Consider the following 10768-nt stretch of genomic DNA (forward strand, 5'->3'; position numbering starts at 1 on the left):
GGCGCGTGAACAGATGTTCCAAGTTTACTTTCATGATAAAGGAGACCAGGATACTCTTACGGCTGCCTAAAGTAAGAAGATAGATGGAAATCCTCCCGTTAATCCAGCACGAATATGGTTTTAAAGCAAGCTAACTGGAAAAACTCCTGCTAATCAAGGTGATCGTGATGAAATCAGCCATAATCCTTAGAATTAGCATGAGAAATTCCAGTTATAGGACTCGGAACGTTATGTTTGGGAGAAAATAACGTGACAATTTCCTGATAATTGCATGGGTTCGCTAGGTTACCATATAATGCTGCAAACGAACCTCGAACCCCGTGATTAGCACGAGTTGGAAAGAGACCTCATCTCAGCTATTCGCTAGAATACCCAAGAAGGCTATTCTGAAAAAGGTAAGCCCTGGTGAGTGAGTGATTGAATCCGATAGAATGTGCAATAGAACTTTTAATATGGAGGGTTCTTTTGCTACCCTATTTTGGTGGAGGGGCTGTTCCAAAAATGAATTTTGGGACAGCCCTTTCCAAGGACGCCACAAGGCGTTTCTCTTAACTTTGTAACTTCACTCAGAACATATATTTTTCGAACCACTCGCTGATCTTATTCAAGCGTTCGACTCGAAGCGAGGGCGTTCCATTTCTAAGCATGGCATGGTTTGCCTTTGGAAAGCGGACGAATTGCGTCTGTTTATTTAACGATTTCAAGGCGACATATAACTGCTCCGCTTGTTCGATGGGACAACGCAGATCGTTTTCGCCATGCATAATTAGCAATAGGGTTTCAATTTAATCCAAATGGTTCACTAGAAACATAAAAAGTTGAAGCAGACGATCCATCACCACTCAACCAACATTGGGTTTCAAGTGATTTTGTTCGGCAAAAGCCAAGAACTTACAACTTCAAGTGTAATTGGCTATGGTTAAATACTGGTTAAATGAAAAATTAAATTCGTATCATTTGATACTACAATTCTACCATCTAGTATCATAGTAATTGTTAATCTACAGTAGGACATTGTGCCTTGCACTAAACGATTCTACAACGCTAACGGTATTATCTATCGAAATCTCCGACTTCTCTTATTCCAGTACTTGATCCAAACATACCCGTCATTATCCCGATACAAACGTATTCCAATTAATTTGAGCGGTGTCCAGAGTTCCCTAAAATAATAATATGGCATAGCAATTCTCTCCTTTAGGATCACGCCTGTTGATTAACCATTTTTTAGGTTGCTTAGAGTCGACAAATAGACGTGTTTATCCAACACTCTAGCAATGGCGATGATCCACTCAACGTGCAACAGATTATACTGGATTTGTTCCTTGAACCGAATGAGTGGAACTAACTTGCAAGGAAGAACGAACGATTTGGCGCGATCATACAACCACTTTAGAACGACGTAGTATGTCATAAGCGCAGCAAAAAGTTGGTTGAATACAGCATTCTTCGTTGTACCGAACAAGACAGGCACAACATCTTCTTCCTTCAGAAGAGTTTGAACAAGGTTTGTAAACGGTAGCCTTTTTCATGAGGTCGCCTCTTTCAAATCGTCTTGTGTGGAACAAACGAATTTACAGAAAGAGCGATCTTTTTTCAATTTGTTGATAACTTATCTGTCAGCCCCACTAGCACGCTGGTTGACCATCACTATTAAATCCCCAAGCGATGGCGGTGCCATCCGATTTCAACGCTATAGAATGGTTAACTCCTGCGGCAATGGCGACAACACCGCTCAATCCCGCTGGCACGGTCGATATACCATAAAAATTTTGTCCCCATGCGGCGACGGTCCCATAACCATTATCTCCCCACGCGGCGACGGTTCCGTCCGATTTCATCGCTAAGGAATGGTAGCCTCCTGCGGATAGTTCCCCGATCCCAAGCTGATTTTGCCGAAATTACAGCGGGCACAGCGCATGCCCAAAACAAAAGTAATGCGATCCAAACTTTGCTCCATTCTACAAAACTTGCTTTACTCTTGCATTTTCTTTCCATCATCAGACTTCCTCCCAGATCAAATGTCCATTCCCATCAAATACCCATGAAAATGCTGCCCCAACCACCTTACATTTACCCCCAATCGGTTCCGCAGCACTGAACAAAATGCTACATTTTTTCGAAAAACAGATAACCTCTTTTCGATAAATTCACTGGCGATCCATTCAATTTCGACGTTCCGTTTGCCGGCAAGGAGACAACGGTAACCCCGCTTATTGGGTCGCCGTCTCCATCCGAGTTATTTCCTTTAAAGTCCGTTTTCACGAAGGCAAGAATTTCATTCTGCGTACCAGTTAAGGTGTTGTTCGTTATTGTAGGTATATGATTATTCAAATAGATAGACAGCAAGTAACTGCTCTGAATGTATTCAGAACTTATAACGGCTACATCCGGCTTCCCATCTGCATTAAAATAGCCGGTGGCTATAGGGTGTGGCTTAATCGGATGACCGTAAGAACGGTTTGAAAGATGCTGTAGAAGGATCGGCAGCAATAGCTGTTCCAGCATATAAAGCCATAATTATAAAAGCGAAACCAACGATTTTTAAGATAAAACCTTTCTCGATCATTTTCCCTTTCCATTAATAAACATCATCTTAACAACGGCAGGTTAAATAGCGGTAAAATGAAAAATATTAATACTTTTCTTCATCAAAAAATGACATCCTTATGGAGGAGAGTGTATATTTTTGCAAATATGTTAGAAGAAAATGGGTATTTTAGTGGGGGAATATGGCGGAATAGCGAGAAATACGATTGCCAATCTGGTACACTAGATACTTTGCGGGAAGCCCCGCTATAGAAAAAACCTAACAAAATGTTAGGTTTTCGGGAATTTGCGCCCCATTCAATACTGACAAGCTTTTAGCGGCGTCGCCGGTTCGGTTTGGGGGGCGGCGTATTTGCAATGACGTTCGCTATGAGTGCGCCTCCTCTTGCTTCTGCCAAACCTTCGGTAGCTTCCTTCATTTCTTTCTCCGTTAACGGCTTCTCCAATTCATCAAGCTTAAAATTCTGTTCATTGTTCGAGTTCGACATCGCTATCCCTCCTGTTTTTGGCTTATTCAGCCTGTTGATGAATGCAAATTTAATCTCTGCGGGGAGAATTCATTAAAAAAAGGTGAAGGTTAAGCTAAGGTAAAATAGATAATTTTTTTAATGTAAGGCCAAACAGACAAAAATTTGCTAAACTAATTACACAAAGCGACATTTTTTTCACACATGATGAGGGGGTTATGGAGTGGGAGCAACGGTGTTAACCGTAGACGACGACATTCAATTGCAAGAAATGCTGCATTTATTTTTGTCTGCAGAAGGGTTTCGCGTCGTACAGGCATTCGATGGTGAGCAATGCTTGGCTCTAATACAAAGCAAGCAGCCGGATCTTGTCCTGCTGGATATTCAATTGCCAGATATGAACGGAATCACGCTCTGCCGCAGTATCCGCAGCATATATCCTTTGCCTATCCTGTTTCTGACGGGCAACAAGGAGCAAGCTAATAAGCTGGATTCGCTGCAAGCGGGCGGCGACGACTACATAACCAAACCGTTCGACCAGTTGGAACTGTCCGCAAGAGTACGCTCTCATATGCGCTGGGGGAAGATTCTTGCCTCAACTGAGCAAACGATGAGCCGCAAACTGACGTTTTCCGGACTGGAGCTCGATCTGGAGCGCAAGACAGTCATTGCTAACGGAGCGCCAATTACTTTGCTAGCCAAAGAACTGCATCTGCTGATCACGCTCGCCAAAAATCCGCACCGGGTTTATCATCCCAGACAGCTGTACGAATTAATTTGGGACGACTCGTCCCGCTACTCGTCCGATCTTATCAAAGTGTACATTCACCAATTGCGCAAAAAACTGGAAATCGATCCGGCGAATCCGCGTTACATTCAAACCGTAAGAGGCTTCGGCTACAAATTCGACGGAACTGAAGGCAAACTGCCTTAAGAACAAATGTTCTCTAGCGAATGACGGGTAGTGTGAAATAAAACTTGCTGCCGCTCCCAAGCTTGCTCTCCACCCCAATTTCGCCGCCATGCTGCTCCACAATTTCTTTGGCGATCGCCAAGCCGAGCCCGCTTCCCCGGGATTCGCCTTCCGTATAATAGCGGCGGAAAATATGAGGAAGCTGTTCCACACCGATCCCGTCGCCGGTGTCCTCTATCATTACGCAGACATAATCATTCCTAAGCGATGCATGCAGCGTAATTGTGCTATCCGACTGCGAAAACTTGCACGCATTGTGAACCAGATTGGAAAGCACGCGCTTGATCAAGTGCGGTTCGATAAGCACATCCACCTCCATTTGGGGAGGTGCGATCACGAGCCGGCAATGCCGTCCGGCGTATTCGATATCTGCGGCCAACTCCTCGCCTATTTCTTCAAACCATTCGAAAAAAATGACCATTTGCCGATCGGCACTGCCTACCGCCATCTCAGCGCGGCTCAAATGCAAAAAATCGTCAATGAACCGATTGACATCCAGCACCTTGTCGTACACAATGCGCAAAATTCGCTCCTGCTGCCCCGGCTCCTTTTCCATTTTATGAATCAGCACTTGAACACCGCTTTGCACAGAAGAAAGCGGACTGCGAACGTCATGCGAAATATTTTGCAGCATCTTCGTCCGGAACGCTTCCGATAAAACAAGCTCATCGTTAGCGCGCTTCAAGCTTTCCGTCTGCTCTTCAACTGTTTTTCTCAAGCTTACGTTCCATTCCGACAACGTTTTCACCAGAGCTTGCTGCGCGGTTTCTTCCTTCCTCCGCATTTGATTCATAAGGGCGTACAGCAAAATAGCCATAAACATAAAGTCCCCGAGCAAACCGAACTGTGAAGCGAAGCGGGTAAACTCGCTGGTCGGCACAAGACCATACAGCAGCAGCGCCTTGGGGAGTACCGTCGCCGCAACGATCGGTATTTTGAGAATCGCCAAATACAGTGCAATACGATTTCCTTTCATAGCGCATAAGACGAAAACAACTAAACCCAACAATAAAGTAAAGTATTTGAATAAAAATACGATATTCCCCATGCCAAACGGATAAAAAAACAGGATGCCGATACAGACAATCGGACAGGCAATGTTCATAAAACAGCAAATCCAATAAGCTACCAGCGAGTCACTTTTCGGCCGCAAAATCGCCGTTACAAACAGAATGCCGAAAAACCGGCCCAGCACATAAAAGAAATCATAGGCAGCGGACGGGCTTTCCCATATGGCCGATCCCGCCTCACCTCCCGCCAACCTCTCCGATCCAAACACAGGCAGCGCAAACCCGTTCCAAATCAATAGCACGATGCAAAAGGTTGCAACATTAAGCATGTAATACAAATAAGCTCTATTTCGGGTGTACAAGTACAATACAATCTGGAATACAACAATAACCAGAAGCACACCGTAATAGAGTCCATAAAAAAGCAGCTCATTGTACATGTTGCTATACAATGACGATGTTAAGCTAATCGGGATCAGCATCGATCCATACGTTTCAAAACGCATATAAATCGTTTTTTGTTGCCCTGTCGGCAAATTCAGCAAATAACTGGGGTGATTTCGATGAAAGGTGACTAACGTTTCCGGGGGATATATGGCGATGCTGTCCAAGACCGAATTCATCACGCGAAGCTCCCATTGCTCGTTGTGCGAATCATTGTGAACCGTAAAACGAACCCAATACGAGGATGATGTATAACCAAAGGAGGATTTGCCTTCGGCAGGTTTAAACTGCTGCTGGATAACTGGTGACTGAACATCCTCAATAGTCCATTGCCGCTCTTTGTCCTCAAGTACATCCATTTGCAGGTTGATCGAATAATCTTGAACGTTATCGGACAACGTAAGCCCCGTCGCTGCAGCAGTCTCGATAGCACTTACGAAAGGCGATACTGCTAATGCGCAAATCGTAAACAGCATGATTAAAATACTTAAGACTCGCATGATAGTACCCTCTCATCCATTCATCTTGTCGCGTTGGTAACTATCATATCACGAGCCCCCCTTTTGCTGTCTAGCATCTGAGGGATGGCATTATTCAACAAATTATATAAAATTACTTTCAAACAAGATGTTCGTCGCACACAAAAAGCCCCGCTCACCGCGAGGCAAGCAAGGCTTTTGAAATACAGCAATTATTTCTGCTGATCTTTACGCCATTTACTATATAAGTTGAACTAAAGGAATTCAACAATTTCCTGATAATTGCGTGGTCTTCACTGGGCTGCGATGCCATGCTGCAAACGAACCTCGAACCCCGCGATTAGCACGGGTTGGAAAGAGACCTCATCTCAGCTATTCGCTAAGAAGGCTATTCTCAAAAAGGTAAGCCCTGGTGAGTGAGTGAGTGAATCCGATAGAATGTGCAAAAGAACTTTTAATATGGAGGGTTCTTTTGCAACCCTATATTCAGGATAAAATGGTGGAGGGGCTGTTCCAAAAATGAATTTTGGGACAGCCCTTTCCAAGGACGCCACAAGTCGTTTCTCTTAACTTTATAACTTCACTCAGAACATATATTTTTCGAACCACTCGCTGATTCGATTCAAGCGTTCGACTCGAAGCGAGGGCGTTCCATTTCTAAGCATGGCATGGTTTGCCTTTGGAAAGCGGACGAAATGCGTCGGTTTATTTAAAGATTTCAAGGCGACATATAACTGCTCCGCTTGTTCGATGGGACAACGCAGATCGTTTTCGCCATGCATAAATAGCAACGGGGTTTCAATATGTTTAATATAAGCAAGAGGCGAATGCCTCCACAGCTTCTCCGAATCATCCCAAGGATTTCCTTCAATTTCTCATTCAGTATAGGATATCCCGATATCGCTTGTACCATAAAACGAGAGCCAATTGGATATGGAGCGATCCGTAACAGCGACACGAAACCGATTCGTACGACCAACCATCCAATTTGTCATAAACCCGCCGTAACTGCCGCCGATCACAGCTAATCTTGTTTCATCTACAAAGTCACAGATGTTCAATACGTGATCCACCGCATCCATTAAATCCTGGAAATCCCGGCCACCAAAATCACCCCGGCAAGCTTTGACAAAGGATTGACCGTAACCGAAGCTTCCACGCGGATTCGTATAAAGAACTACATAGCCTTGGGAAGCCAGCATTTGAAATTCGTGGCTGTAGGTGTTGGCATATAGCGCATGAGGGCCTCCATGAATTTGCAGAACCATGGGATATTTCTTGCCTTCCTCCATACCGACAGGCTTCATGATCCAACCTTGAACATTCCAGCCATCGGAAGTTTCCAGCCACAATTCTTCAGGTAAGCTTATGTCCAATTGCTGCAATAAATCATCATTACTATTCGTCAAACGTAATTCTTCTTTCGTATGCGTATCGATTCGATACAAATCACCTGGATGTGAGGGATCTGAGGAGACCGCAATAAGGTAACGACCATCAGAAGTTAGGGCATACTGATAAACATTCCTCTCGCCTCGAGTAACTTCATCAAATGCACCGTCCATGGAAAACCGGTATGAGTGAACATTGCCATGCAAGGAGCCCAACACATACATGGATGAACCTTCTGCACTGAATAATGGGGATGGCGATACGGAAACAGCCAACATATCGCTAAGTGCCATGTTTCCCATTTGTATATCCTGCATCCCGGTCAGGCAGGACAACTCACCGCCTTCAGCTGGCATGAGAAACAAATGATTGTGAGTCGCACTTCCGTACAATCGATCGTTTCCTATAAATACGATTTTCTTGCCATCAGGTGAATAGCTCGCTTGACTAATGGACAACGTAGAATCAGTCAGCTTGCTTATTTTTCCATCACTGGAGTAAGATGCTGCGTAGTTCTATTAAACAACAAACCTACCTGTTTAACACATATTCCCGATACAATCAGGAACGTTATAGTAGTACGTAACCACAGAATACAGTGGCAAGTAAGAGTGGACAAAATAAAATAATAGCCACAATTTTTTCTTCCCAATACATAATCTTTATTGAGGGGATAAGTAAAGCGATTAATGGTATTATGGAAATTACGCCAAAAACAAGAATTCAAAAAAGAAGTAGAAATAGTTCACCCAGTACCTTTTCTATCGAAACCATAGCAATCCCTAGTGCAAGAACTATGTATGAGAAAATTAATCGAACTCTTCTTTTTTTTCTTCTTGGTGAGTTACTTTTATTTATTTCCATGCCCCTCCGATCATCTTCTACATAAAAAAATAAATGAATCAGTAATATACACCAAAATTTTCGTTATTCTTAGAGTTTCTAAGAAATATCTCTCTGTCTGTGCCATCTATATAGAATTTTAGAAACCATTGTTTTTCTCTTCCTACTATTTTAAGAGGTTCGCTAATTGTACGATAATGGTTGTTGCCTATAACGTACTCTCCTTTATAAATAAAAGTGTCTCCCCAGTATCCCATTACTGTAATGGTTTGAGGAACCGTTGTATGTCGATATAATTCATTAACAAATTCATAATATTCTCTTATCATATGAATATAACGGTGCGGATCCTCTTGAGCTTTTCCACTACTTGATTCCAAATAATTGATTAACAACTCTGAATGAACTTTCACATTTACAGTTAAATGTCGGTTTTTAGTGTCGTATTCTGCCATATGATACTCCATATAAGATAGATCCAGGTTTCGCTCATTCCCATAATCTGTAAGAGACTTCAAAATTAATTCCTCGGAAGGCTGAGTGTGACTAAGAACATAATTGGATTTAATCTCACTGTACAAATAAACTCCTACTATCAGTACTAACGGCAAAATTAAGATTATAGCGATTATTTTTTCTTCTAAAGACATTCTTTTCCTAGGAGGTATTAATAAAATGATGATGAGTAGTAAAGAAATTGTACTGCAGAGCAAAAACCATATATACAATATAATCGGATTCAAAATTGATATAGCCGTACCTAGAACCCAGAGAGTAAGAAACACATAGGAACCAATAAGAATTACTCTTCTCTTTTTTGGTGATTTGTTATTATTTATATTCATGCACTTCCTCATTAAATCTTCGCTAATAATAAACCACACAGTAATATAGATTCTCTTATTGTCATTAGATACTACTCCGTAAAATTCGATAGCATACAACAAAATCCCTCTTAATTCGAGGTATATTTTTACTATTTTACAATAAAAATACTTTCGAATAAGATGTCCACCAAAACAAAAAGCCCGCTCACCGCGAGGCAAGCAAGGCTTTCGATATTAAGCAATTATTTCTGCTGATCTTTACGCCATTTACTATATTCCAAAAACTCCAGAAATTGCGCCTTGCTCACACCTGAAGCCATGGCTTCTTGGACAAGGTTCTTCCACTCCTCGTCTAATTCCGTTGGTTCGGTTTGAGACACAGGTTTATTTTGTAAAAATGATTCTATCGGCACATCAAGTACAGCGCATATTTTCTCCAAAAATTGAATAGATGGATTCGACTGAATATCTCGCTCAATAGAGCTCAAGTAGGACTTGGCTACCCCAGCCTTCTGGGCCAGATCCGTTAGGGTAAGTCCTTTTGCAAGTCGCAATTGCTTTACGCGTTTGCCTATCATGGTTGCTACCCCTTTTTCCTGTCCGACGTCATTATTTCTATTTTAGCAAATATTCAGGGGTTATGGATAAGTAATTGTAAAAATTATTTTATGTAAACGTTACCATTTAACAGAATGAAAAACACTGTCCCGAGCCTATTAGCCCAGAGCAGTGTTTCTGCAAGCTGAAAAATTACTTAATCAAACGAATAGTAAGCGGATAGCGGTACATTTCGCCGTTATTAGCCTTAATTGTTGCAATAATGCAAAATACGTACATAAACACGATAATCGCAGGCAAAAGAACAAATCCGATAAGAACGACCATCAGCACTGATGCAATAATGGAATAGATCGTGATCGAAATTTGAAAATTAAGCGATTCCTTCGCATGCTCATCCACATATTGGGACTGGTCTTTCTTAATCAACCAGATGATAAGCGGGGCAAGAAAGCCGACCACAATACATAAAATATGAGATAATAATGCCATTGTTCTTTCATCACTTGTAGCCATCTCAACACCTCCTGAATATTGTATTTATCCATTCAATTCGGACACATTTATACAATATTATATCAGAGTCAATGGGTAGCGAGAACAACTTTTTACAAAAATGTGACAAATTCCACATAAAATCTTACCTCCGAGTTGAAGCAGCAGCAATAAGAAAAGCTTCTGATCGAAGTCCTTTCGAGGCAGATACATTCGTGTCTAAACGGTAGCTTTTCTTGCAATATCAGAATTGTTCAGCTCCGCTGAAAACTTATAAGTCTGTTATTATAAGGAAAACCATCCGGAAACTGTACTGATGATCCTCAAGGACGAACAAACGTGGTGCATGGAGAGAGAATGGGTGTGGAACTATGGTCAATGTTGATGTCATGTTTCCTTGCAGACTTTCCAAGACGGGAACACATCCTGCACCAAACCCATCACTTGACGGAAGTAACAGGCTATACCGCTATGCAACGACACAACGCGTGATCGGGAGCGCCCCACCATAACTATAATAGTGGGAAATCTAGATCTAGAATAAAAAGTGGACACCTCATAAGAGAATGCAGATAATTAAATTACAAAGAGGAAGAGGTGTCCGGTGTGGGTGAGATGAGACAGAGGTTCAGTGATGAGTTTAAAGAAAAGACAGTAAAGTACATTCAAGAACAGACAAAGAGCGTTCCGCAGATTGCAGAAGAGTTAAACATCCCAGCAGGAACGTTAC

The 10768-nt window shown here is 42.2% G+C and carries 9 protein-coding genes and 2 pseudogenes; 2 read left to right on the forward strand and 9 right to left on the reverse strand.

Translation table 11 applies throughout. The features are described from left to right. Positions 1–566: 566 nt before the first annotated feature. From NV381_RS36635 to NV381_RS36650, 4 genes and pseudogenes are all read right to left on the reverse strand, one after another. Positions 567–785 (reverse strand): annotated as a pseudogene (locus NV381_RS36635) (alpha/beta hydrolase family protein); the annotation flags it as partial. Positions 786–1628: 843 nt separating this feature from the next. Then, positions 1629–1880: a hypothetical protein gene (locus tag NV381_RS36640; protein WP_258218210.1), complete on the reverse strand. Its 252-nt coding sequence runs from the start codon at positions 1878–1880 to the stop codon at positions 1629–1631. 229 nt (positions 1881–2109) lie between these two features. Next, positions 2110–2508, reverse strand: coding sequence for an Ig-like domain-containing protein (locus NV381_RS36645; protein ID WP_258218200.1), 399 nt, complete (start codon positions 2506–2508; stop codon positions 2110–2112). Between the two features lie 356 nt (positions 2509–2864). Further along, positions 2865–3038: a hypothetical protein gene (locus NV381_RS36650; RefSeq protein WP_258218201.1), complete on the reverse strand. Its 174-nt coding sequence runs from the start codon at positions 3036–3038 to the stop codon at positions 2865–2867. A 202-nt stretch (positions 3039–3240) separates the two neighbouring features. Here NV381_RS36650 and NV381_RS36655 point away from each other — a divergent pair, with 202 nt between their 5' ends. Beyond that, positions 3241–3951 (forward strand): response regulator transcription factor, encoded by a 711-nt coding sequence (locus NV381_RS36655; protein WP_258218202.1) that lies wholly within the window; start codon positions 3241–3243, stop codon positions 3949–3951. A gap of 13 nt (positions 3952–3964) precedes the next feature. Here the strand turns inward: NV381_RS36655 and NV381_RS36660 are convergent, their stop codons facing one another. The 5 genes and pseudogenes from NV381_RS36660 to NV381_RS36680 form a co-directional block, all read right to left on the reverse strand. Beyond that, positions 3965–5944, reverse strand: a complete 1980-nt coding sequence (locus NV381_RS36660) for a sensor histidine kinase (RefSeq protein WP_258218203.1) — start codon at positions 5942–5944, stop codon at positions 3965–3967. 563 nt (positions 5945–6507) lie between these two features. Continuing rightward, positions 6508–7671: pseudogene (locus NV381_RS38320) on the reverse strand (prolyl oligopeptidase family serine peptidase). A gap of 546 nt (positions 7672–8217) precedes the next feature. Then, positions 8218–9003, reverse strand: coding sequence for a hypothetical protein (locus NV381_RS36670; RefSeq protein WP_258218204.1), 786 nt, complete (start codon positions 9001–9003; stop codon positions 8218–8220). Positions 9004–9227: 224 nt separating this feature from the next. Next, positions 9228–9563: a helix-turn-helix domain-containing protein gene (locus NV381_RS36675; protein WP_258218205.1), complete on the reverse strand. Its 336-nt coding sequence runs from the start codon at positions 9561–9563 to the stop codon at positions 9228–9230. A gap of 172 nt (positions 9564–9735) precedes the next feature. Then, positions 9736–10059 carry a DUF4870 domain-containing protein gene (locus tag NV381_RS36680; RefSeq protein WP_258218206.1) on the reverse strand — a complete coding sequence of 108 codons (324 nt, stop codon included), beginning with the start codon at positions 10057–10059 and terminating at the stop codon, positions 9736–9738. A gap of 594 nt (positions 10060–10653) precedes the next feature. Here NV381_RS36680 and NV381_RS36685 point away from each other — a divergent pair. Then, the coding region (locus tag NV381_RS36685; protein ID WP_258212789.1) for a transposase at positions 10654–10768 on the forward strand (115 nt) is incomplete at its 3' end.

The sequence above is a fragment of the Paenibacillus radicis (ex Xue et al. 2023) genome (genome assembly GCF_024722015.1).
Taxonomy (GTDB): Bacteria; Bacillota; Bacilli; order Paenibacillales; family NBRC-103111; genus Paenibacillus_S.

Excerpts from the sequence above, each read along its gene's own strand:
- NV381_RS36645 (WP_258218200.1), bottom strand. The coding sequence starts at position 2,508 with ATGCTGGAACAGCTATTGCTGCCGATCCTTCTACAGCATCTTTCAAAC.
- NV381_RS36680 (WP_258218206.1), bottom strand. The coding sequence starts at position 10,059 with ATGGCTACAAGTGATGAAAGAACAATGGCATTATTATCTCATATTTTA.
- NV381_RS36650 (WP_258218201.1), bottom strand. The coding sequence starts at position 3,038 with ATGTCGAACTCGAACAATGAACAGAATTTTAAGCTTGATGAATTGGAG.
- NV381_RS36670 (WP_258218204.1), bottom strand. The coding sequence starts at position 9,003 with ATGAATATAAATAATAACAAATCACCAAAAAAGAGAAGAGTAATTCTT.
- NV381_RS36675 (WP_258218205.1), bottom strand. The coding sequence starts at position 9,563 with ATGATAGGCAAACGCGTAAAGCAATTGCGACTTGCAAAAGGACTTACC.
- NV381_RS36660 (WP_258218203.1), bottom strand. The coding sequence starts at position 5,944 with ATGCGAGTCTTAAGTATTTTAATCATGCTGTTTACGATTTGCGCATTA.